25 protein-coding genes and 2 other annotated features are annotated in these 23020 nt (G+C 42.4%); of the genes, 22 read left to right on the top strand and 3 right to left on the bottom strand.

Annotated features, from left to right (window positions below):
• Positions 1-130 precede the first annotated feature (130 nt).
• Together AB1K80_RS04230 and ysxE are read left to right on the top strand one after the other, a co-directional pair.
• A complete protein-coding gene (locus AB1K80_RS04230) occupies positions 131-1477 on the top strand; it encodes a LysM peptidoglycan-binding domain-containing protein (protein WP_412855375.1) in 1347 nt (448 codons plus the stop codon).
• 37 nt (positions 1478-1514) lie between these two features.
• Positions 1515-2546, top strand: a complete 1032-nt coding sequence (gene ysxE / locus AB1K80_RS04235) for a spore coat protein YsxE (protein WP_412855376.1) — start codon at positions 1515-1517, stop codon at positions 2544-2546.
• Between the two features lie 59 nt (positions 2547-2605).
• On the opposite strand, the gene AB1K80_RS04240 is transcribed toward ysxE, so the two are convergent.
• Positions 2606-2794 carry a hypothetical protein gene (locus AB1K80_RS04240; RefSeq protein ID WP_412855377.1) on the bottom strand — a complete coding sequence of 63 codons (189 nt, stop codon included), beginning with the start codon at positions 2792-2794 and terminating at the stop codon, positions 2606-2608.
• Between the two features lie 170 nt (positions 2795-2964).
• Positions 2965-3192, top strand: a binding site (T-box leader).
• A 61-nt stretch (positions 3193-3253) separates the two neighbouring features.
• On the opposite strand from AB1K80_RS04240, the gene AB1K80_RS04245 reads away from it, so the two are divergent.
• From AB1K80_RS04245 to pheA, 20 genes are all read left to right on the top strand, one after another.
• A complete protein-coding gene (locus tag AB1K80_RS04245; RefSeq protein WP_412855378.1) occupies positions 3254-5896 on the top strand; it encodes a valine--tRNA ligase in 2643 nt (880 codons plus the stop codon).
• 66 nt (positions 5897-5962) lie between these two features.
• A complete protein-coding gene (locus tag AB1K80_RS04250; protein ID WP_412855379.1) occupies positions 5963-7267 on the top strand; it encodes a bifunctional folylpolyglutamate synthase/dihydrofolate synthase in 1305 nt (434 codons plus the stop codon).
• A gap of 147 nt (positions 7268-7414) precedes the next feature.
• Positions 7415-8146 carry a prepilin peptidase gene (locus AB1K80_RS04255; protein WP_412855380.1) on the top strand — a complete coding sequence of 244 codons (732 nt, stop codon included), beginning with the start codon at positions 7415-7417 and terminating at the stop codon, positions 8144-8146.
• 162 nt (positions 8147-8308) lie between these two features.
• A complete protein-coding gene (locus tag AB1K80_RS04260) occupies positions 8309-9316 on the top strand; it encodes an SPOR domain-containing protein (protein WP_412855381.1) in 1008 nt (335 codons plus the stop codon).
• A gap of 178 nt (positions 9317-9494) precedes the next feature.
• Positions 9495-10064, top strand: coding sequence for a Maf family protein (locus AB1K80_RS04265; RefSeq protein ID WP_412855382.1), 570 nt, complete (start codon positions 9495-9497; stop codon positions 10062-10064).
• A 33-nt stretch (positions 10065-10097) separates the two neighbouring features.
• On the top strand, positions 10098-10787 hold the full coding sequence (radC, locus tag AB1K80_RS04270) for a RadC family protein (protein ID WP_412855383.1): 690 nt from the start codon (positions 10098-10100) through the stop codon (positions 10785-10787).
• Positions 10788-10877: 90 nt separating this feature from the next.
• Complete coding sequence (locus AB1K80_RS04275; protein WP_412855384.1) at positions 10878-11897, top strand: rod shape-determining protein; 1020 nt, start codon at positions 10878-10880, stop codon at positions 11895-11897.
• A 17-nt stretch (positions 11898-11914) separates the two neighbouring features.
• Complete coding sequence (mreC, locus tag AB1K80_RS04280; protein WP_412855385.1) at positions 11915-12814, top strand: rod shape-determining protein MreC; 900 nt, start codon at positions 11915-11917, stop codon at positions 12812-12814.
• Positions 12811-13329: a rod shape-determining protein MreD gene (gene mreD / locus AB1K80_RS04285; protein ID WP_412855386.1), complete on the top strand. Its 519-nt coding sequence runs from the start codon at positions 12811-12813 to the stop codon at positions 13327-13329. The genes mreC and mreD overlap by 4 nt, the downstream gene beginning before the upstream one ends.
• 54 nt (positions 13330-13383) lie before the next feature.
• A complete protein-coding gene (minC, locus tag AB1K80_RS04290; RefSeq protein WP_412855387.1) occupies positions 13384-14067 on the top strand; it encodes a septum site-determining protein MinC in 684 nt (227 codons plus the stop codon).
• Between the two features lie 2 nt (positions 14068-14069).
• Entirely contained in the window at positions 14070-14873 is an 804-nt protein-coding gene (minD, locus tag AB1K80_RS04295; protein WP_412855388.1) for a septum site-determining protein MinD, read from the top strand.
• Between the two features lie 111 nt (positions 14874-14984).
• Complete coding sequence (locus AB1K80_RS04300; RefSeq protein WP_412855389.1) at positions 14985-15770, top strand: peptidoglycan DD-metalloendopeptidase family protein; 786 nt, start codon at positions 14985-14987, stop codon at positions 15768-15770.
• The gene (locus tag AB1K80_RS04305) at positions 15763-16632 is read left to right on the top strand and encodes a M50 family metallopeptidase (RefSeq protein WP_412855390.1); all 870 of its coding nucleotides are present in this window, start codon (positions 15763-15765) and stop codon (positions 16630-16632) included. The genes AB1K80_RS04300 and AB1K80_RS04305 overlap by 8 nt, the downstream gene beginning before the upstream one ends.
• 66 nt (positions 16633-16698) lie before the next feature.
• Positions 16699-16771 (top strand) — a sequence feature (ribosomal protein L21 leader region).
• Positions 16772-16783: 12 nt separating this feature from the next.
• The gene (gene rplU, locus AB1K80_RS04310) at positions 16784-17092 is read left to right on the top strand and encodes a 50S ribosomal protein L21 (protein ID WP_412855391.1); all 309 of its coding nucleotides are present in this window, start codon (positions 16784-16786) and stop codon (positions 17090-17092) included.
• A 14-nt stretch (positions 17093-17106) separates the two neighbouring features.
• Positions 17107-17445, top strand: coding sequence for a ribosomal-processing cysteine protease Prp (locus tag AB1K80_RS04315; RefSeq protein ID WP_412855392.1), 339 nt, complete (start codon positions 17107-17109; stop codon positions 17443-17445).
• 12 nt (positions 17446-17457) lie between these two features.
• Complete coding sequence (gene rpmA / locus AB1K80_RS04320) at positions 17458-17742, top strand: 50S ribosomal protein L27 (RefSeq protein ID WP_003216586.1); 285 nt, start codon at positions 17458-17460, stop codon at positions 17740-17742.
• A gap of 256 nt (positions 17743-17998) precedes the next feature.
• Complete coding sequence (locus tag AB1K80_RS04325; protein ID WP_412855393.1) at positions 17999-18583, top strand: Spo0B C-terminal domain-containing protein; 585 nt, start codon at positions 17999-18001, stop codon at positions 18581-18583.
• A 29-nt stretch (positions 18584-18612) separates the two neighbouring features.
• Positions 18613-19899 carry a GTPase ObgE gene (gene obgE, locus AB1K80_RS04330; protein ID WP_412855394.1) on the top strand — a complete coding sequence of 429 codons (1287 nt, stop codon included), beginning with the start codon at positions 18613-18615 and terminating at the stop codon, positions 19897-19899.
• Between the two features lie 55 nt (positions 19900-19954).
• Positions 19955-20398: an ACT domain-containing protein gene (locus AB1K80_RS04335; RefSeq protein ID WP_412855395.1), complete on the top strand. Its 444-nt coding sequence runs from the start codon at positions 19955-19957 to the stop codon at positions 20396-20398.
• 18 nt (positions 20399-20416) lie between these two features.
• Positions 20417-21289, top strand: coding sequence for a prephenate dehydratase (gene pheA, locus AB1K80_RS04340; protein ID WP_412855396.1), 873 nt, complete (start codon positions 20417-20419; stop codon positions 21287-21289).
• A gap of 28 nt (positions 21290-21317) precedes the next feature.
• Here pheA and AB1K80_RS04345 read toward each other — a convergent pair whose 3' ends face one another.
• The gene (locus tag AB1K80_RS04345) at positions 21318-21860 is read right to left on the bottom strand and encodes a transcription repressor NadR (protein ID WP_412855397.1); all 543 of its coding nucleotides are present in this window, start codon (positions 21858-21860) and stop codon (positions 21318-21320) included.
• Between the two features lie 3 nt (positions 21861-21863).
• Positions 21864-23009: an IscS subfamily cysteine desulfurase gene (locus AB1K80_RS04350; RefSeq protein WP_412855398.1), complete on the bottom strand. Its 1146-nt coding sequence runs from the start codon at positions 23007-23009 to the stop codon at positions 21864-21866.
• Between the last annotated feature and the right edge of the window lie 11 nt (positions 23010-23020).

A 23020-nucleotide genomic window follows, 5' to 3' on the forward strand; every position in this document is an offset into this window, starting at 1 on the left:
TGAAGCCGATATGGAGACATATCGGCTTTTTTGCATGAGCAAAACCATTCATATTTTTACCTGTTCTCACATACAACTGTATGGACATCTAATTTTATTTTGAAGGATTAGATGAAAGGAGGACATCGACTTGTCTCAAAACAATCGATTACAGTTTTCTGTAGAAGAATCTATCTATTTTAAAAACGGACAGGAAGTCAGTGAGCTACTGTCAATTTCTCTCGATCCTGACATTCTCGTTCAAGAAGTGAATGATTATGTTTCTATTAGAGGTTCACTCGAGCTAACAGGAGAATACAACATATATCAAGAGGAGCTAATGGGTGAACTTAGTTCCTATGCGGCATACAGGCAAGCTGATGAGGTGAAGGTGAGAGAGGATGGAACAGCAGAGCTACTTCACCAGTTTCCGGTGGATATCACCATTCCGAGGAACAAAATCAGCCATTTGAATGATGTGTTTGTGTTCATTGAGTCCTTTGATTACCAGCTGACAGAAAGCCGTTTGTTGACCATTCAGGCTGATTTGGCGATTGAAGGGTTGTTAGATGAAGAAACGCCGCAAATGCCGCAAACGCCTGAAGAAGAGCCGTATGAATTTGTTCAGCGGTCTGAAGAGGAATATAGCCTTATGGACAATGACACATTTGAATATCAGGATGATGAGCCGGAACTTGAGGAACAGGAAGTATTGCAAGAAGATGTACGCGAGGAACAGGAAGTGCAACAAGAAGTGCAACAAGAAGACGTGCGTGAAGAATATGAGGATCAGGTAGTGCAACTAAGTGACGCGCGCAGTGAACAAGAGGATGAAGAGGAAATCGAAGAAATCGATATAGACATCGTGTCGGCAGAGGTAGAGGAAGTGGAAATGGAAGAATCTGAGGAGTCGGAAGAAATAGAAGAATCAGAGGACCAAGAAGAAGTGGCACTTGGTTATCGTTCTTATCCAGAAACTCAGATACAAGAACCGCCATTTTTTGAGCCGCCTAAGTTATTAGAAGAAGAGGAACCGGAAGAGATGTTCTTTGACGTGGAGGTAAGAAAAGATCCTGATATAGCCGCCCAGGAAGAGGAACCACCGGAGCTTCCGACCTTTGAATCACCTGCTTTTCATGTTGAGCCAATGCAGGAAGAGCGTCAAGAGTCTTATCAAATCGAGCGATTATATGAACGGGAAACACCACAAGTAAATGAGGTGTCTCAAAAAGCAGAAGTACATGAAAGTGACGATAGAGAAACGTCTGGCAGTGAGAATTCTCTCTATTTAACAAAGCTGTTCGCTAAGCAGGAGGAGGAAGATTTTTCTCGCATGAAAATATGTATAGTTCAGCAAGAAGATACGGTGGATCGTATTTGTGAACGATACCAGTTGAATGTACAGCAACTCCTACGGACGAATTCATTATCGGCTGATGCAGAGCTTGAGGAAGGGCAAATTCTTTATATTCCCGAATATCAAAAAAGCAAAGTATAGTCAGAAATGACCGACCTAGAAAATGTGGTGAGTGAACGTGGATGACATTCAATCCGTCTTATCCGAATATGGGCTTGAGGCTGAATATGTAGAACCTGTCAGTCCTTCCGTTGTGAGGGTGTATGCAAAGCAAGGCGTGTTTGCACTGAAACGTGTGAAGGTAGATCGACAAATGCAATTTACTGAGCAAATGCTTGAACTAGAGTCAAAAGGCTATCGCTCGTTTGTCCCGATTTACCGGACACAAAGTGGCTCTTTTTTCTCCAATGATCGGTCGAGTCAGTCGGCATATTATCTGATGCCGTGGCTGACGAATGAAAAGAGAGAAGAACAGGACGATAAACATGAGTACCTAATCCAAGAGATTGCAAGGCTTCATAAACGAACCGAAGTGATGATGGACATCACAATGCAAGAGATCGAAGCACACTATACACAACTCAAAAGCAAATGGGACGCAGAGAAAGACATGTATGAGCGATTCATAGAGCGGGCAGAACAAGCATGGTATATGTCGCCATTTGAGCTGGCCGCTGCTATGTATTTTTCAGAGACAATGTCTGCAACTGAATTTGCGCTTGAACGATTAGATGATTGGTATGAGGAAATGAAGGATCAGGAGACAACGCGTGTGGTATTAAACCATGGGCAATTGTCGATCCATCACTTTTTATACAATGATGTAGGGATCGGACATTTTACCAATTTTGAGCGATCTAAAAAGGCTGCCCCCATTTATGATCTTCTCACCTTTTACTTTCGGACATTCAAAACATATCCTGCTTCTTTTCCAGAATGCACCGACTACTTTTATACGTATCAAAAGGGGAATCCGTTAAGGGAAGAGGAGCTTCATTTGTTCTTGAGTTATCTTGCGTATCCGCAAGGTTTATTGGATACGGTGAAAACATATGAAGCGGGCGGACAGGATGAAATGGAAAGCTGTCAGCAGCTATTAAGAGCGTATTGGCAAATGAAAAATTCGGAACCAACTGTCATGAAGATACATGAGATTGAGCAGGCTAGACGCCTTGAAGAAGAGCAAAACGCCTCGTCATCGACAGAATGACGAGGTTGTTTTCAGTGTATGGTGTTCGGTTTGATGCCTTTTTGAAGAAAAAGCCACGATTAAAACCAATCGAGGTGGAAAGCGCACGCAAGAAAAATGAGTATACCTAAGATGAGGACGTCAAATGTGGTCGGGAAAATAATCGTACGAAACCCTTGAAATATCGCAATCGGGAGAACGACTTGAGAGGCAACTGCCCGAATTTGTCCGAGCCACGGGGGAAGTGTATAAGGATTGATTTTTTTCAAAAGAAAACGCCCTCCTTCTTCATTTTGCTATTATCTTATGGGCGATAAAGAGAAGAGTGCCTGCCTCATTTGTATAAAGAACAAGAAAAGCGGAAAAGATGATTGACGAAAACAAAATGCATTTAGTAATATTAATAATAGATGAGTACGAGCTGATGAACGTGAATATATCGTAAGCGTTGACTAGGAAGAGTACAACCAAGACCCTAAAGAGAGGGAAACCATGAGCTGAAAGGTTTCCTAGGATGAACTTGTTTGGAAGGTCGCCTGTGAGCTTAATTTCTTGAATGGTCAGTAGAGAAATTCGGGAGAACCCCGTTATCCTTTAAAGTGTACGGCACACGTATGTGTTCCGTAAAAAAAGGTGGTACCGCGAAAAAAGCTTTTTCGTCCTTTTATAGGGATGGAAAGGCTTTTTTTATGTTTCATCAGCCGATTAAATGTGGAGGTAACACAAACATGGGAACAAATAATCAAGAAATGCCAACAAAGTATGATCCAAATGCGATTGAAAAAGATCGCTATACGTACTGGCTTGAAGGAAAATTTTTCGAAGCGCAAAATGACAAAACGAAAGATCCATATACGGTCGTCATTCCTCCACCAAACGTGACAGGAAAACTGCACCTTGGTCATGCATGGGATTCAACACTGCAAGATATTGTGACACGCATGAAGCGAATGCAAGGATATGACGTTCTATGGCTTCCTGGAATGGACCATGCCGGCATTGCTACTCAAGCAAAGGTGGAGGCAAAACTTCGCGAAGAAGGTGTGAGCCGATATGATATCGGACGCGAAAAATTTGTAGAGGAAACATGGAAGTGGAAAGAAGAATACGCTGATTTTATTCGGAATCAGTGGGCGAAAATGGGACTTGGACTCGATTACTCACGTGAGCGTTTTACATTAGATGAAGGGCTTAATCAAGCGGTACGCCAAGTATTTGTTCAATTGTATGAAAAAGGCCTCATCTATCGCGGAGAGTATATCATTAACTGGGACCCAGCGACAAAGACGGCACTATCTGATATTGAAGTCATCTATAAGGATGTTCAAGGGGCATTTTATCACCTGAGATATCCACTAGCCGATGGAACAGGATCGATTGAGATCGCCACAACAAGACCGGAGACGATGCTTGGAGATACAGCAGTAGCTGTGCATCCAGAGGATGAGCGCTATCAGCATTTAATTGGGAAAACAGTCATTTTACCAATTACAGGACGTGAAATTCCAATCGTTGGTGATGACTATGTCGATATGGAGTTTGGTTCTGGAGCAGTCAAAATTACCCCAGCACATGACCCGAATGACTTTGAACTTGGAAATCGTCATGAATTAGAGCGAATTCTTGTGATGAATGAAGATGGCACAATGAATGACAATGCCTTGAAGTACAAAGGAATGGACCGTTTTGAATGCCGTAAACAGCTTGTGAAAGATTTGCAAGAAGAAGGCGTTCTGTTCAAAATTGAGGATCATATGCATTCTGTTGGTCATAGTGAGCGAAGCGGAGCTGTAGTTGAACCATATTTATCAACACAATGGTTTGTAAAAATGCAGCCGCTAGCCGATGAAGCGATTCACTTGCAAAAAGGTGAAGAACAAGTTCAATTTGTTCCAGATCGTTTTGAAAAGACGTACTTACACTGGATGGAAAATATTCGTGATTGGTGTATTTCTCGTCAGCTATGGTGGGGACACCGCATCCCAGCTTGGTATCATAAAGAAACAAAAGAAGTGTATGTTGGACTGGAAGCGCCAGAAGATCTTGAGAACTGGGAACAAGACAGTGATGTATTGGATACGTGGTTTAGTTCAGCTCTTTGGCCGTTTTCTACAATGGGCTGGCCAGATGTTGAGAGTGAAGACTTCAAACGTTATTATCCAACAAACCTGCTAGTAACAGGGTATGACATCATCTTCTTCTGGGTATCTCGAATGATTTTCCAAGGGCTTGAATTTACAGGGGAAAAGCCGTTTAAAGATGTCCTCATTCACGGACTCATTCGTGACGAACAAGGACGTAAAATGAGTAAATCACTCGGCAACGGCATTGATCCAATGGAGGTCATCGACAAATACGGTGCGGATTCATTACGATATTTCTTAGCTACTGGAAGCTCACCAGGTCAAGACTTACGCTTTAGCTTTGAAAAGGTAGAGTCCACTTGGAACTTTGCGAATAAAATTTGGAACGCTTCCCGTTTTGCTTTAATGAATATGGATGGTTTGACGTACGATGAGCTTGATTTGACAGGTGAAAAATCAGTGGCTGATCAATGGATCTTAACACGATTAAATGAAACCATTGAAAGTGTCACACAGCTTGCGGACAAGTATGAATTCGGAGAAGTGGGCAGACATTTATATAACTTCATCTGGGATGATTTCTGTGATTGGTATATTGAAATGGCAAAACTCCCGCTTTATGGAGAAGATGAAGCTGCGAAGAAAACGACCCGCTCGATTCTTGCATATGTATTAGATCAAACGATGAGACTTCTTCATCCATTTATGCCGTTCTTAACTGAGGAAATCTGGCAGCATCTCCCGCACGAAGGAGAGTCGATCACTGTTGCTAAATGGCCTGAAGTGAAGCCTGAACTTTCAAATGAACAAGCCGCTGCTGACATGAAGCTCCTTGTTGAACTCATTCGCTCTGTTCGTAACATTCGCAGTGAAGTGAACACGCCAATGAGCAAACAAGTTGAACTGTTTATTAAAGCATCGACACCTGAAGTACAAGAACGTTTAGAGAAAAACCGTTCGTATATTGAGCGATTTACGAACCCAAGTGTTCTTGAAATTGCGACAGACATTCCAGCTAGCGATAAGGCGATGACCGCTGTTATTTCTGGAGCAGAGCTCATTTTACCGCTTGAAGGGTTAATCAACTTAGACGAAGAAATTGCCCGTCTACAAAAAGAACTGGATAAGCTCACAAAAGAAGTAGAGCGTGTGCAGAAAAAGCTTGGAAATGAAGGCTTTATGAAAAAAGCCCCTGAAAGTGTCGTAGAGGAAGAGCGTGCGAAAGAAAGAGATTATGTTGCGAAGCGAGAAGCTGTTCAGAAACGTATTGAAGAGCTGAAAGCATAATAGTGAAAGGACGGCTCCTAACTGAATGGAGCCGTCCTTTTTGAAAAATTTCGTATGAAATGAGAGATGACTTTGTTTACAACGTATCAAGAAGCAATTGATTGGATTCATAGTAGACTTGCGTTCGGTGTCAAACCAGGACTAGAAAGAATGGAATGGCTCATGCATAGACTAGATCATCCAGAACAAAAAATAAAGGCAGTACATATCGCAGGTACAAATGGAAAAGGATCGACCATTGCGTTTACGCGTTCCGTTTTGCAGGCAGCCGGTTATTCAGTCGGTACCTTTACATCTCCATTTATTTTAACATTCAATGAACGAATTAGTGTCAATGGGGAGCCAATTCAGGATGAAGAATGGCTGAGATTGGTGAATGAATTGAAGCCACTCGTTGAGGAGCTCGATACAACAGATCTTGGTCCAGCAACAGAATTTGAAATCATCACAGCATGTGCGTTTGCTTATTTTGCACACGTCCATCCAGTAGACATTGTCCTTTTAGAAACAGGGCTTGGCGGGAGACTTGATTCAACCAATGTGGTGCATCCGATCTTAACAGCCATCACGTCAATTGGTCATGATCATATGGCGATCCTTGGAGACACGCTCGATCAAATTGCTGCTGAAAAAGCGGGGATTATCAAACGAGGGATCCCAATCATGACAGCTGTCCATCAAGAAGAGGCATTGGCGGTCATTCAACGTATCGCCAACAAGCAGCAGGCGACATGTATTTCATTACACGATACTTGTACTTTTGGGCATGTGGAGCCAACAGAAACAGGTGAACGTTTTACATTACGCACACCAAAAGGCCAGTATGTGGAGCTTGAAACAGGATTAATCGGGACGCATCAAAGGCAGAATGCGGCACTTGCTGTTCTAATGATCGAACGACTAGAAGAGGAAGGCGTTGTGAAGGTCGAAGAAGAAGATGTGTATACAGGCATTCGGCAAGCTGTATGGGCTGGTAGATTTGAAAAGGTGAGAAATCAGCCGCCTGTCTATTTAGACGGTGCACACAATGAAGAGGGGATGAACCGTTTAATCGAAACAGTACAAGCCCATTTTCCAAACAAGCAGGTCCACGTGTGTTTCAGTGCACTTCGAGATAAACCGTACAAAGACATGGTTCAACAACTAGAGACGATTAGTTCATCCATTCATTTTGTTTCGTTTGATTTCCCAAGAGCGGAATCAGCGGAAAAGCTTTATACGAGCAGCCGATTAGAAGCAAAGACGTATGATGACGATCCAGAATCGGTACTGGACTTTATTCAGGAAAAGAAAGACGACCCTACGGCGATTGTCCTTGTTACCGGCTCACTTTATTTTATTTCTGATATTCGAAATCGTATTTTAGGATAAACAAATGGCGCAATTGCTTTGAGGCAACTGTGCCTTCTTTATTTTTGACGTATTTTTGAGAGGGAAACTCATACATTCAGCATGTGCTGATGGGCACATGCTTATGTTACACTCCGATCGATTTCTTATTTCGAAAGGAGTGAAAGGATGATCAGTATCCTTGTATTTTTTGCAGGCATCAGCATGGGCTCGTTTTTCCATTTAGTCGGTGAAAGGTTGCCGGTTCGCCGGTCTATTCTCTATCCGCGTTCACACTGCCCGTCCTGTAAGCAGCTGCTCTCAGCGTATGAAATGATTCCTCTAGTTTCATTTGTTGTGTTAAAAGGGGCTTGTAAACGGTGCGGTGCAAGGTTGTCTTGGCTTTATTTAATCATTGAACTTTTAACAGGATTTCTTTTTTTGTCTATTTACATTGTGGCGGGTTTTTCGTTTGAGGGTTTGTTCCTTGTGATTCTTTGTAGTTTATTCGTGATTGCTGTCGTGAGTGATCTACTGTATATGAGGATACCAAACGAGTTATTTCTTTTCTTTTTTCCGCTTTTCGTCATATACCGCACACTGAACCCCCTTCATATTTGGTGGGAAGGGGCAGCTTCTTTGTTGTTTTGCTTCTTCATGTTTTATGTGTTAGATCATGTAAAGCCAAATAGCATGGGCGGTGCTGATATGAAGCTGTTTTGTGTGCTCGCTTTTTGCTTTGGTTTTAAAGCATTTCTCATGATTCTTTTCCTTTCATCCCTGACTGGAATGCTATATGCGAAACTATTTTCCTATCAAGCACATGAACCGTTCCCCTTTGTTCCAGCCATTGCTGTTTCTGTTTTGCTCTACCTCTTTGGCGAAAAGATCGTCTTACAGAGCGGAATATGGCCCGTATGAAAAAATTGGCGAACACTTTTTTAGACTGCCGACAAAAGTCTTGTTCTTTTTTCTACCTCCTATGTTAAAGTGTGAAACAGAAAGAAGGACGGGCTAAATTTGCGCTGATTCTTGGACAGAAAGGTCTTTCTTACACACAATGTCAGAAAGAGGGGAATCACAATGAAAAAAAGGCAGGCCAAAAAGCAAGGGTTAAAGGTTCATATTAATGGAAAAGAAGAAACATTTCATGCAGATGATCATCAAACGGAAAAGCAGCAAGAAGACGGTGTAACCTTTTCAAATTGGGAGGAAAAGAGACAGACAGAGCAAGAGACTGCGGCTTCCCAAGAAGACCAGTCCAAACCGAGAGAAGAAGATTTCCAATGGGATGATGCGGCGGATCATATTTATCATGCTGACCCGAAGGTGGTCACCCCTTATCAAAAGAAAAAAGGTTCATTCGACCAAAAGCTTAGCAAAAATCGTGGACCATTCAAAAGAGTCATGACAACAATTGTATTTGCAGTCGTTCTTGGGACAGGTCTTGGTGTGTTTGCCCTTAGTTTGAGCAAGGACGGTTCGCCAAATCCAGCAAATGGAGACCAGCTGAGTGTATCAGCTTCTGGAAAGCAATCGTCTATGAAAGCGGGAGGGGATGCACCTCAAGCAGCGAGTGCGGAGGAATCAAAGGAAGAGAAAAAGGACGGAGTTTCTGGAAGCTTTTCAACGTTTGTTGTACAGACCGGAAAATTTTCTGCAGAAAAAGGGGCAGATGATTTAGTTGCCAGCTTAAAAGATGCGGGATTCGCGGGGAAAAAAGTGTCGATGGACGATGGATATTATGTGATCGCGGGACTAGCCACAGGACAAGACATGACAAGTGCAGTCGGTAAAAAGCTGATCGATCAGCACTTTGAGGCGTGGGGAGGCAAGGAGCTGTCATTTCAGGTGCCAGATGAGTTTATCAGTATTATAGAAAAAGCGTCCGTCTTATCTTCTAAGGTCATCACAGGAGACACTGTCGAGAAAAGTGACGTCACGCAGCTGATTTCTGAGATTGAAGGTGCCAATACAGCAGATGGATCGGCCAAAAGTAATTTGCTGAAAGCCATTCAACACTTAAATGAACCAACCGCCGAAAATGGGTGGAAAGCACAGCAAATGTTGCTTGATCAATTAAATACGTAAAATCACTTTTTAAATGATCAAACTAGTCCAAAAAAGACTAGTTTTTTTCTTTTGTCTCAAAGATAATGGTAAAGGCTCAATAAAAGAGAATTTTCGTTCATTGTCGGTAAGATGTACATTTGATAGGATGAGTGGGTATCTTACTTCTTAGACTAAAACCTTGAAAGGATGAACAAACATGAACCAATTCATTCTTGCATCTCAATCACCTAGAAGGAAAGAGCTGCTTGATTTAGCAGGGTATTCTTACGAAATTCATGCAAGTCAACTAAAAGAAGAAATAAATCGAAACCTTTCTCCAGCTGAGAACGTCCAATGGTTGGCAGAACAAAAAGCTAATGATATTCATACGAAACATCCCAATGCAGTGGTGATTGGTGCAGATACGATTGTTGCATTAGATGGGACATGTCTTGGGAAGCCGAAGGATCAAGCAGATGCTTCCGAGATGCTTCAATTACTGTCAGGAAAGACACATCAAGTCTTGACGGGTGTGACGATTCAATCAGAAAATAGAAAAGAAACGTTTTATGAGTCGACAGAAGTGACGTTTTGGACACTTACCCAACAGGAAATAGACCGCTATATAAAGACTGGCGAACCTCTTGATAAAGCTGGGAGCTATGGGATTCAGGGAAAAGGTGCTTTGTTTGTACAAAAAATAGCTGGGGATTATTTTTCCGTTGTCGGTCTTCCAATCGCCAAAACAGCAAAAGTGTTACAAACATTTGGAATCACCCCTTTTTGATGACAGGAAGGAATTCACAAAGGAGTGTTCGTCATGGACCATTTTCCAATGTTGTTAAAGCATTTTCCTAAAGATGAAAAGCCGAGGGAACGGTTTATTCAATTTGGCCCGGGCAGTTTGTCGAATCAGGAGCTTGTGGCGATTCTTTTACGAACTGGTACGAAAAAAGAATCCGTTCTTCAAATTTCCGCAAGATTACTTCAAACATTTGGCAACCTCCGTTCTGTAAAAGAAGCTTCAATTGAAGAACTATCACAGATCCGAGGAGTTGGAAAAGCAAAGGCCATCTCTCTTTTAGCTGCATTAGAAATTGGCACGAGGTTACATCATCAAGCAATGGACAACCGTTATGTGATTCGTACACCAGAGGATGGAGCGAATTATGTGATGGAAGATATGAGATTTCTGACGCAGGAGAACTTCGTTTGTCTTTATCTCAATACAAAAAATCAAGTGCTGCACAAACATACCGTGTTTATTGGTAGTTTGAATTCATCGATTGTTCACCCGCGCGAAATTTTTAAAGAGGCCTTTAAACGATCGGCCGCCTCGTTTATTTGTGTACACAACCATCCATCTGGAGATCCCACGCCTAGCAGGGAGGATATTGAAGTCACAAAGCGACTTTTTGAATGTGGAAAGCTGATAGGAATACAGTTGCTTGATCATCTCGTCATAGGTGATCAAAAATTTGTGAGTTTGAAGGAAAAAGGGTATTTGTAACACTTTTTTTTTCATTGTTTTACGATATAATAGAGTTTATGAGTTTTTCCCTAAAGGGAATTTTGGTTTAAGAAAGGAAGATACATACATATGTTTGGAATTGGTACGAAAGACCTTGGAATAGATCTTGGAACAGCGAATACGCTTGTTTTTATTAAAGGAAAAGGCATTGTTGTGAGAGAACCTTCGGTCGTAGCTTTGGAAACTGATACGAAGTCTATAGTGGCGGTCGGTAATGACGCTCGAAATATGATTGGTCGTACACCAGGAAATGTTGTAGCACTTCGCCCAATGAAAGACGGAGTAATCGCAGATTATGAGACGACTGCAACAATGATGAAATACTATATTAATTCAGCCTTAAAAAAAGGGTTGTTTTCTCGTAAGCCATACGTGATGGTATGCGTGCCTTCTGGAATTACAGCTGTCGAAGAGCGTGCTGTCATTGATGCGTCAAGACAAGCGGGTGCACGTGATGCGTATCCAATTGAAGAACCATTTGCTGCAGCAATCGGTGCTAACTTACCTGTTTGGGAGCCAACAGGAAGTATGGTTGTGGATATCGGCGGTGGTACGACAGAAGTGGCGATTATTTCACTTGGCGGTATTGTGACATCTCAGTCTATCCGTGTGGCGGGAGATGAGATGGATGAGGCAATTAGTAGTTACATCCGTAAAACGTATAATCTCATGATCGGTGACCGGACATCAGAAGCCATTAAAATGGAAATCGGTTCAGCACAAACAGATGTACATGATGAGATGGATATCCGCGGACGAGACCTTTTGACTGGTCTGCCAAAAACAATCTCAATTACTGCTGAAGAAATTTCAAAAGCGCTTCGCGATACAGTGGAAACCATTGTAGATGCCGTGAAAGTAACTCTTGAAAAAACACCACCTGAGCTAGCAGCTGATATCATGGACCGTGGTATTGTTTTAACTGGTGGCGGTGCATTGCTACGTAATCTTGATAAAGTCATTAGTGATGAAACAAAAATGCCAGTCATTATTGCGGAAGACCCGCTTGATTGTGTGGCGATCGGAACAGGGAAAGCACTTGAGCATATTCACTTATTCAAAGGAAAATCTAAAGATAATCGGGCGTAATTAAAGAGGTGTAAGACATGCCGCAATTTTTTATGAACAAAAGATTAATGTTGCTCCTTGTCTGTGTCATCGTACTGGCCGCCATGATTGGTTTTTCAGTGAAAAGTGGCAGAGGTGCTACATGGCCGGAGAAATTAGTGGGGGATACGACTGGCTTTTTTCAAAGTGTCTTTCATAAACCCTCCCAATTTATTGCCGGTATTTATGGGAATGTACAAGATCTAAAAAACACATATGAAGAAAACGAGCGACTTCGAAAAAAGCTTGATGGACAAACCCAATACGAAGCGAAGCTTCAAGAATTAGAAGATGAGAACAAACAGCTTCGCAAGCAGCTCGGTTATGTGAACTCAATTCGTGATTATACGCCAATTCTCTCAACAGTGATTGCAAGGAACCCATCCCTCTGGGATAGCTTTGTCATGATTGATAAAGGGAAAAAGCAAGGCGTTGAACAGGATATGGCCGTCACAAATGAGAGCGGTGCGTTAATCGGGAAAATCGAAAGTGATAAGCTCAACAATTTTACTTCGACTGTAAGATTGCTAAGCTCTACAGACCAAAATAATAGAATTTCAACGAAAATTTTCGCGAAAAAGGGCAAAGAAGAGCTCAATGGAATTATAAACGGCTATGACAGCAAGAAAAAAATGTTGACAATGAATATTTTAAAATCCGATGCTGATGGTGATGTCAAAAAAGGTGATCTGGTTGAAACATCTGGAGCAGGAGGCGTGTTCCCGCAAGGTTTGACTGTTGGAAAGGTAAGTGAAATTGAGCCTGACCATTACGGACTGACAAAAATCATTTATGTAGAACCGGCTGCTGAACTCAACAACTTAGATCATGTCATTGTTGTGAATCGCAGTGCAAGTACTGCAGATGCGTCTGAATTGATAAAGGAGGAAGGCTCGTGAAACGTGTCCTTCTTGCTTTTGTCATGTTATTTATCTTCGTATTTGACAGTATTTTTGTCGATTTAATTCACCTACCATTTGTTTCAGAGGATCAAATTTTAGCACCACATTTCATTTTGCTCGCACTCGTATTTATGACGGCTTTTATGAATCAACAATATGGTGTGATTTTCGGGTTTGTCTTTGGACTTTTATATGATATTTCGTATACAGGTATACTAGGTGTCCATATGTTTGGATTCGGTACGCTCTGTTATTTGTTAGCGAAAGCTTTTAAAGTCCTTCAGGCGAATGTGTTAGTTGTTGTCTTTCTGTCTATCATTGCTGTTTCAGTTATGGAGTTTTATGTGTACGGCGTTCAAGCGACGATTCAACCAGCCATTATGCCTTTTAATGCCTATGTGATTGAACGCTTTATTCCAACGATTCTTCTAAATACTGCGGCGTCTCTCATTCTTGTTGTGCCAATGAGGCTGTTTTTCATCCAGATGAAACAAGGACTGATCGACGAATAAAAGCAGGAATTTTCCCAATGAAGGCGAAATGAGTATGTTGTTGAGGTGAGCATCTTGAAAACTCAAAAACAGCAATACGTGACAATAAAAGGAACAAAAAACGGATTGACACTACAGTTGAATGACAACTGTTCGTTTGAAGACCTTCTTTCTGGATTGCGTGAGGTCCTATTACTCGGGCAATATACAGATGGCAGAGAAGGTCAAAAGGTCAATGTGCATATTAAACTTGGTTTTCGTTATTTGACAGAAGAACAAGAATCACGCCTGACTGAAGTGGTATCTGAAAATGAACAACTTGTGATTCATTCAATTGTCAGTGAAGTCATGTCTACTGAAGAGGCAATGCGCTTAAAGGCAGAGGCTGAAATTACCTCTGTCGCGAAAATTGTCCGATCTGGGCAGGTGCTGGATGTTGAAGGGGATCTGCTTTTAATCGGGGACGTGAATCCTGGAGGCACCATCCGTGCAGGAGGAAATATTTTTGTGCTTGGCGCTTTGAAAGGTGTGGCGCATGCAGGTTGTCATGGCAACAAACAGGCCGTCATTGCCGCATCGCATATGATTCCGACACAGCTTCGCATTGCAAAAGTATTTAATCGTGCACCAGATCAAAAAGAAGATGGAAATGACATGGAATGTGCTTATTTAGATATAGATGGCAATATGATCATTGAACGCCTGCAGCAATTGGCTCATATAAGACCTAATCTGACAAGGCTTGAGGGAGGAATGTGAAATTGGGCGAGGCTATTGTGATTACCTCAGGAAAAGGCGGCGTTGGCAAAACGACAACTTCTGCAAATTTAGGCACAGCACTAGCAATTCAAGGGAAGAAAGTGTGTCTAGTTGATACCGACATTGGGCTTCGTAATTTGGATGTGGTCATGGGGCTTGAAAACCGCATTATTTATGATCTAGTCGATGTAGTAGAAGGAAGATGTAAAATCCATCAAGCGCTTGTAAAAGATAAACGTTTTGAGGACCTTTTATATCTATTACCGGCTGCACAAACGAGCGATAAAACCGCAGTGGAGCCTGAACAGATCAAAGAGTTGATTGACACCTTGAAACAAGACTTTGATTATATTGTAATTGATTGCCCTGCTGGAATTGAGCAAGGCTTTAAAAATGCTGTATCCGGAGCAGACAAAGCGATTGTCGTCACAACGCCAGAAATTTCAGCTGTTCGGGATGCAGATCGGATCATTGGCTTGCTAGAACAAGAAGACATTGAACCACCTCGATTAATTGTCAATCGCATCCGTACACAAATGGCGAAAAGTGGCGATTCGATGGATGTGGATGAAGTGGTGCATCATTTATCAATTGATCTTCTTGGGATTGTAGCAGATGATGATGATGTCATTAAGGCTTCTAACAACGGAGAGCCGATTGTGATGGATGCGAAGAACAGAGTATCTATCGCTTATCGTAATATCGCACGACGTGTGCTTGGTGAATCTGTTCCACTTCAATCGTTTGAAGAAGAAAACAAAGGCATGTTTGCAAAGCTCAAAGCGTTTTTTGGCGTTAGAGCCTAATAGTAAATCATGAAGACAGACCGATTCTAACAGAGTCGGTCTTTTTTGTGGCATAACCAATGCATCTCCCTCATAAAATGTACAAACTGTTTGTATGTAAAGGGTGATCTCATGAAAAGAGTGGACGAGTATAGAAAACAAATCGCACAACGCCGCAGAACGAGGCAAACTGCTGCGCCCAAACAGACGGCATCACAGAAGAAAGACGATATTCCGCCGTGGGTGAGATTGACAGAGGAAGAAAAGCAATCTGGAGCGTCCTCCTTTGAAACGGCTCCTTCCAAGCAAAAATACCGGCATCCATTGTTTAACCCAAATACGTTTGTATTGAAGTGTTTGCTCTCTGCTTCCCTCGTGTTAATTGCGGCGATTTCATTTAAAGGTCAGGTCGGTCCTTTTCAGCAGCTGAAGCCGATCATCAGTCAAACGTTTGAACAAGACTTCCAATTTGCTGCTGCGAACCGCTGGTTTGAGAAAACAGTCGGAAACCCACTTGCCTTTTTAACGGAGAAAAAAGAAGGCCAAACTGATGTGAAAGCCAATCAGGAATTAGCAGTGCCGGCATCTGGCAAGGTACAGGAGACATTTACACAAAACGGGGCAGGGGTAAAAGTAGAAACATCGGCTGAAGCTATTGATAGTATGAAAGAAGGCTATGTCGTAGAAGTGGAAAAGAAAAGCGATACTGGGCTGACAGTGGTCGTGCAGCATGCTGATAATAGCTACAGTTGGTATGGGCATTTAAAAGTAGCGGATGTGGCATTATATGATTTTGTCGATAAGGGTGAAAAAATTGGACAAATCTCACTTGATGATCAAGGGAAAGGCACCTATTATTTTGCCATTAAACAAAATGAACAGTTTATTGATCCAATTCAGGTGATGACCTTTGAATAAATGGCTGGTCATGCTGACGAAAATTCACATTCACCCCCTACTTTGGATTGTGATGGCGTTTGCCATCCTTTCAGGTCAAATCAAGCCGCTTCTTTGTCTGCTCGTGATCATCAGTGTGCATGAGCTTGGCCATGCAGCAGCGGCTTGTTTTTATCAGTGGCGGATTAAACGGATTTTTTTACTCCCTTTTGGCGGTGCAGTCGAGGTAGAGGAGCATGGGAATCGTCCAATCAAAGAAGAGCTGGCGGTCATTATCTGTGGACCGCTTCAGCACTTACCGCTTCAATTCTTTGCTTGGCTTTTCCTTGAAACTGCCTTGATCTCACCGGATGTTTTTACGATGTTCACTTTTTTTAATATGACCATCTTCTTTGTGAATCTTTTACCTATTTGGCCGCTTGATGGCGGGAAATTATTCTTCTTGCTCTTATCTGCTTTCTATCCTTTTCAACGTGCACATGCCCTTGCGATCAAAGGTTCACTTGTGTTGTTCGTTCTTTTAACGGTCGCCTTACTTCTTTTTGCACCACTTCAATTCAATGGCTGGGTGCTACTGACCTTTTTAGCCTATTCACTTTTGACCGAACATCGGCAGCGGCATTATGTCAGCGTCCGTTTTTTATTAGAACGGTATTATGGTAAAAAGGAGCAAAAGGTAGAGAAACTAGTGCCGCTAAAAGCGAGTGCGGAAGATAAAGTGTATGAAGTGATGGCGCGATTTCAGAGAGGGTGTAAGCATCTCATTATTATCGAAAAAAATGGCGTGAAAATGAGTCAGCTTGATGAAAATGAACTGTTGCATGCTTATTTTTCAGATAGAAGAACGACCTCCTCGATAGAAGAGCTCCTTTTGCCGTACTAATCATGAAAATACATTGACATTCTGCGCGTAGTTTGATATATTTTTTAATGTTATGGATATGTAGCACCCGTGCTACAACCGCGCGAAGCAGGTGTCAAGAGCCTATGGCCCCCTGTATTCGGCGAGTCTGAGTTTATTAGGAGGTGCAGAGATGTACGCAATTATTGAAACTGGTGGTAAACAAATCAAAGTTGAAGAAGGCCAAACTGTTTATGTTGAAAAACTAGCTGCTGATGCAGGTGAAACAGTTACTTTCGAAAACGTATTGTTTGTCGGCGGAGACACTGTCAAAGTGGGTAACCCTTCAGTTGCTGGAGCAACAGTAACGGCTAAAGTTGAAAAACAAGGTCGCGCAAAGAAAATTACTGTGTTCAAGTACAAAGCGAAGAAAAACAACCACAAGAAGCAAGGTCATCGTCAACCTTACACTAAAGTTGTTATCGAAAAAATTAACGCTTAAGGCGTGTGAGTGATATGATCAAAGCAACCATTACTCGGTCAACATCAGATGAAAGCATTACGTCTTTTCAGATGACTGGACATGCCGAGTTTGCTGAAAAAGGTCAGGATCTCGTTTGTGCAGGCGTATCTGCCGTTGTTTTTGGTTCAGTCAATTCAGTGATTGCACTGACAGGAATTGATCCACTGCTTGATATTGGTGATGAAGGCGGCTATTTCTCTTTTGAATTGCCGGCTGATATAGATCCAGCATCGTTCGAAAAAGCCCAGTTGCTTTTAGAAGGCATGGTCGTTTCTTTAGAGACAATTGAGCGAGATTATCACGATTATGTGAGAATATCAACAAACAAATAGGAGGTGAACTTCATGCTTAGATTAGATCTTCAATTTTTCGCATCTAAAAAAGGGGTTGGTTCTACAAAGAACGGACGTGACTCTGAATCTAAACGTTTAGGCGCTAAACGTGCTGATGGTCAATTCGTAACTGGTGGTTCTATCCTTTATCGTCAACGTGGAACGAAAATCTATCCAGGTGAAAACGTTGGACGCGGAGGCGACGACACTCTTTTCGCTAAAATCGACGGAACGGTTAAATTCGAACGTTTCGGTCGTGATCGTAAAAAAGTGAGCGTATATCCTGCGGCACAATAATTGTTAAAAACTCCGGTCATTGACTGGAGTTTTTTTCACTATTTAGGGGCTTTTATACGTGGGATAACGAAGATGCACTCCATCCATATGAAAGAATGTTTGCTGACTTTGCCTCATTTTCTCCTAGACGATCAGAAAAAACAACCTTTCCTCACGTAACTAGTGTTTTTCTAAATGGTCTTCTCTGTTATAATGCAGGGAGACATAGTGATGATAAGACTCCTAAAAGAGAGACCAAACGATTGGGAGTGCGATAATGGAAGAGATACCAAGTAAACAAAATGAGAAAATAACTCACGTTGCATTAACAAACGAATTGATCTCGCTGCTTAGTCGTTCAAGGCATGATTGGATGAATAAATTGCAGCTAATCAAAGGCAACTTAACTTTAGAAAAATATGACCGAGTGTTTGAAATTATAGAAGAAATGGTCATTGAAGCCCAACATGAATCAAAACTCTCAAATTTAAAAATTCCCCAATTGGCCTTTTACTATTTAACATTTAATTGGGAGTCGCATTTTATCACCCTAGAATATGAAGTGCTTGGTGAAACCAGAGATTTATCAGCATATGAATCGCAGCTGCTCATGGTATCGCGGGAGTTGTTTTCGATATTCGATCAGTCAGTTTGCCAAAAAACTGAAAATCATTTAACGGTCACGTTCCAAACGGATCATCTAGAGAAAGATGTCGTGTTATATTTCGATTTCAAGGGGAAATTAACGAGTTTGGATGCGTTAAATGCGTTTCATGACGCAAACTATCCATGTGTGAGTATAACGCAATTTCATGTGACATCTCATGAGTCCATGATTGAGCTTTCTTTGAGGCAAGAATGAGATATGTGTAATGAGAAACGGAGGAAGTTATGTTTGTAGATCAGGTTAAAGTGTATGTTAAAGGCGGTGACGGCGGAAACGGTATGGTGGCGTTCCGTCGAGAAAAATATGTGCCAAAAGGTGGCCCAGCAGGCGGCGACGGCGGACATGGTGCAGATGTGGTATTCGAAGTCGATGAAGGTCTTAGAACGTTAATGGACTTTCGATATAAGCGCCACTTTAAGGCAGATCGCGGCGAGCATGGGATGAGTAAAAACCAGCACGGCCGAAATGCAGAAGAAATGGTGGTCAAAGTCCCGCCAGGTACAGTTGTGACGGATGAAGAGACGAAACAAGTACTGGCTGACTTAACAGAACATGGACAGCGGGCAGTTATTGCAAAAGGTGGACGAGGCGGACGAGGGAATACACGATTCGCTACACCGGCAAATCCTGCACCACAGCTTTCTGAAAATGGTGAACCAGGAAAAGAACGTGAAGTCATTTTAGAATTAAAAGTGCTTGCAGATGTAGGACTCGTTGGTTTTCCAAGTGTCGGAAAGTCAACGCTCTTATCCATTGTCTCGTCAGCTAAACCGAAAATTGCGGATTATCATTTCACAACACTTGTGCCGAATCTAGGGGTTGTCGAGACTGATGATAGCCGAAGCTTTGTGATGGCGGATCTGCCAGGACTGATTGAAGGAGCTCACCAAGGTGTTGGCTTAGGACACCAATTTTTACGTCACATCGAGCGTACACGTGTCATTGTTCACGTCATTGATATGTCTGGACTTGAAGGGCGTGACCCATACGAGGACTACGTGACGATTAATGAAGAGCTTGAGCAATACAATATGAGATTAACAGAGCGTCCGCAAATCATTGTGGCCAACAAAATGGACATGCCAGATGCGGCTGAAAATCTCGCCAAATTTAAAGAAAAATTAACAGATGACCATCAAGTGTTTCCGATTAGTGCGATCACAAGAGAAGGCCTACGTGAACTTCTATTTGAAATCGCTAATCAGCTTGAGCATACACCGGAATTCCCACTTTATAATGAAGAGGAATTATCTGAAAACCGCGTGATGTACACGTTTGATGAGGGAGAAGCACCATTTGAGATCTCAAGAGATTCTGATGGTACGTTTGTACTGACTGGAAAAGCACTTGAGCGTCTCTTTAAGATGACAGATTTCTCAAGAGACGAATCAGTGAAACGATTCTCAAGACAACTACGCGGAATGGGTGTCGATGATGCTCTTCGCGAGCGCGGTGCAAAAGATGGCGATATCATTCGTCTGCTTGAGTTTGAATTCGAATTTATCGATTGATTACAAGGGGGGTCCAGTATATGGGCGCTCCCGTTTTTAAAAGGGGAGAAGACAGGTGAAAGAAGAAACGTTCTATTTGGTAAGAGAGGATGTCCTTCCGGATGCGATGCGAAAAACGCTTGAAGTCAAAAAGCTGCTCGATCGCAAAAAAGCCGATTCTGTCGCCGATGCTGTTCAAAAAGCCGATTTAAGCCGGAGTGCTTTTTACAAATACCGGGATGCTGTTTTTCCGTTTTATACAATGGTTAAGGAGCAGATCATCACATTGTTTTTCCATCTTGAGGATCGGTCTGGTGCCCTGTCAAGGCTACTGCAAATTGTAGCTGACTCTGGATGTAACGTGTTATCCATTCACCAAACCATTCCGCTGCAAGGAAGAGCGAATGTGACCCTATCGATTAGTACGGCTGGCATGGAAGATGATATCAATTCAGTGATGAATCAATTAAGAAAACTTGAATTTGTCGAAAAAGTTGAAATACTAGGTTCTGGGGCATAAAAGGAGAGATCATAGCAGATGAAGCAATTAACTGTAGGTTATTTTGGACCAGAGGCCACATTTACTCATTTGGCCGTATGCTCGTGTTTCCCGTCAGATACGGTTCAGCAGGCATATGCAACGATTCCACAATGTATGGATGCTGTATCAAAGGGAGAAGTTGATTTAGCGGTTGTCCCGCTAGAAAACGCACTGGAAGGCTCTGTGAACTTAACGATTGATTATTTAATTCATGAAGAAGCGCTATCTATCGTTGGGGAAATGACGGCACCGATTCGGCAACATTTGCTCGTTCATCCGTCAAGAGCGGAAAGTTGGGAAGAACTTGATGCCATTCACTCACATCCGCATGCCATTGCACAGTGTCATCAATTTTTGAAAAAACAATTCCCTCGTGCTCCGCATCGACCAGTTGAATCAACTGGATATGCAGCGAAATATATTAGTGAACATCCAGATGAAGCAGTTGGTGCGATTGCGAATGAGATTGCCGCAAAAACATATGGCTTGACGATTGCGAAAAAAGACATTCATGATTATCCGCATAATCATACACGCTTTGTGATTTTACATAAAGAGCCAAAAGCGTCATTCCCGATGAATTCCGGTTTTTCGTCAAAACCAAAAACGACAATCGTTGTGAGTCTACCAAAGGATGACCAATCAGGTGCATTGCATCGTGTATTATCTGCTTTCTCATGGCGAAATCTCAACTTGTCAAAAATTGAATCTCGTCCAACCAAAACAGGGCTCGGGCATTATTTATTTATCATTGATATTGAAAAAGAAATGGATGACGTGCTAGTTCCAGGAGCCATTCAAGAATTAGAGGCGATTGGCTGTAAAGTGAAGTTACTCGGCAGTTATCAAACATATGAATTAACCGACTAAAAAAGTGTCCGCACGGGACACTTTTTTTTTAATCTGTAATCAGAAATCCTGCTTCATCTAACGCTTGTATCGCCTGATCCAGCTGGTGCTGATGATAGGAGGTAAGTGTATGTAAATGAACGCCATCTGTTAATTCTGATAAGTAGGAGGCGCCTGTGTTCGATATTTTATGAACAAAGTCAGCTACTTGTTTGCGTGTACTGACGCGAATGGCCGCAGTGAGCTCACCATAAACAGGGTGTTCAATCATAACATCCTTCACCGTTACACCAAAGTCGACAATGATCCGAAGCTCTTCCTCGGTCCGATGTGGATCATGCTTACAGGCAATGATCTGTTCAATTTCAGTTTCTGGTGCATGCTGTGGTGCCATATAGACATAGCCTTGGCTTGTCGCAATGATGGGTTCGTTTTTTGCTTTTAGCAATGAAACATCCTGTACAATGACTTGTCTGGATACAGCTGCTTTTTTGGCTAAAAAACTTCCGGTCAGTGGTGTATCTGTCTCTTTGAGCCATTGTAAGATGGCATTTCTTCTTTCTTCACCGATAAGTTTCCTTTCTTGCTCCACGTTTTAATCTTCTCCTTTCTTCTCCTTTTGCAAGTCGACAAATGTATGCAAAAGCTGATCGATGTCCTCTTTAGAGGTCATTCGCCCGAATGATATCCGAATGAATTGAAGCGCATCTCGATCTGATAAGTGTAGTGCTTTCACCGCAGGCGAAGGGTGATGATAGCCAGACGCACATGCGCTTCCGGTCGATAAATAAATACCTTGCCTGTTACATGCTAACATTACATATTGTCCTTCAAACCCTTCAAAAAAACAACCAATAATATGAGGCAGTATTTGTCGCACTGCATCGTCATCCAGCGTACGGATAGATAGCTGACGTTCTTTTATTTGCTGAAGAAAATACCGGCGAAGATCACCATCTTGTTGATGTTGCATGTCTACCTGTGAGATTGCCTGTTCACTCGCGGCAATAAAAGCGCCAATACACGGCACGTTCACAGTCCCCGGACGAAAGCCACTTTCCTGTACAGCACCTGTATACACAGGTTTCCAAGGAACTGAGCGGCCCATATATACAGCGCCGGCGCCTTTAGGTGCATATACTTTATGGCTAGAGATGGACAGGGCATCGACGCCGAGATCCTTGATTGACACATGTATCTTCCCAAATGTCTGGACGGCATCTGTATGAAAGAGTATTTGTCGTTTTTTCAAAAGAGGTGCAAGAGTTGCGAGTGGCTGGATGATGCCAGTTTCTGAATTTGCATGCTGGATCGATACAAGCCCCGTTTCAGGTAGCAAGGCTTTTTCAAGAATGTCCGGTGTGATGATGCCCGCTTGATTCGGTTCAATGATGGTGATCTTTACACCATGATGGGCCAGGGAATGAAACGCATAGTGAACAGAAGGATGCTCCATTTTTGTTGTAATCACATGTCGTTTATGTGCTGGTAGTCCATTCATGATGGATTGAATGGCAAGAATATTGGATTCAGTCCCGCCACTAGTAAAATAAATGCCGTCTGGCTCGCCATCTAGAAGGGTAGCGAGTGATTGTCTGCAATAGGTTAATACTTCATTTGCCCTTCCGCCTGCATCGTGAAGGCTATTGGCATTCCCATAGCAATCGTTGCACAGCTGCTCAAACACATGCAAGGCTTCGGAAGAAACGGGTGTAGACGCTGCATAATCTAGATAGACCAACCCATCCATCT

It is taken from the genome of Bacillus sp. 179-C3.3 HS, from assembly GCF_047229225.1.
Classification (GTDB): Bacteria; Bacillota; Bacilli; order Bacillales; family Bacillaceae; genus Bacillus.

Bases quoted from the DNA above. Each gene is read 5' to 3' on its own strand.
- pheA (WP_412855396.1), top strand. From the start codon at position 20,417: ATGAAGCAATTAACTGTAGGTTATTTTGGACCAGAGGCCACATTTACT.
- rpmA (WP_003216586.1), top strand. From the start codon at position 17,458: ATGCTTAGATTAGATCTTCAATTTTTCGCATCTAAAAAAGGGGTTGGT.
- AB1K80_RS04260 (WP_412855381.1), top strand. From the start codon at position 8,309: ATGAAAAAAAGGCAGGCCAAAAAGCAAGGGTTAAAGGTTCATATTAAT.
- radC (WP_412855383.1), top strand. From the start codon at position 10,098: ATGGACCATTTTCCAATGTTGTTAAAGCATTTTCCTAAAGATGAAAAG.
- AB1K80_RS04250 (WP_412855379.1), top strand. From the start codon at position 5,963: ATGACTTTGTTTACAACGTATCAAGAAGCAATTGATTGGATTCATAGT.
- AB1K80_RS04275 (WP_412855384.1), top strand. From the start codon at position 10,878: ATGTTTGGAATTGGTACGAAAGACCTTGGAATAGATCTTGGAACAGCG.
- rplU (WP_412855391.1), top strand. From the start codon at position 16,784: ATGTACGCAATTATTGAAACTGGTGGTAAACAAATCAAAGTTGAAGAA.
- AB1K80_RS04300 (WP_412855389.1), top strand. From the start codon at position 14,985: ATGAAAAGAGTGGACGAGTATAGAAAACAAATCGCACAACGCCGCAGA.
- AB1K80_RS04245 (WP_412855378.1), top strand. From the start codon at position 3,254: ATGGGAACAAATAATCAAGAAATGCCAACAAAGTATGATCCAAATGCG.
- obgE (WP_412855394.1), top strand. From the start codon at position 18,613: ATGTTTGTAGATCAGGTTAAAGTGTATGTTAAAGGCGGTGACGGCGGA.
- AB1K80_RS04255 (WP_412855380.1), top strand. From the start codon at position 7,415: ATGATCAGTATCCTTGTATTTTTTGCAGGCATCAGCATGGGCTCGTTT.
- AB1K80_RS04265 (WP_412855382.1), top strand. From the start codon at position 9,495: ATGAACCAATTCATTCTTGCATCTCAATCACCTAGAAGGAAAGAGCTG.
- AB1K80_RS04325 (WP_412855393.1), top strand. From the start codon at position 17,999: ATGGAAGAGATACCAAGTAAACAAAATGAGAAAATAACTCACGTTGCA.
- mreC (WP_412855385.1), top strand. From the start codon at position 11,915: ATGCCGCAATTTTTTATGAACAAAAGATTAATGTTGCTCCTTGTCTGT.
- AB1K80_RS04315 (WP_412855392.1), top strand. From the start codon at position 17,107: ATGATCAAAGCAACCATTACTCGGTCAACATCAGATGAAAGCATTACG.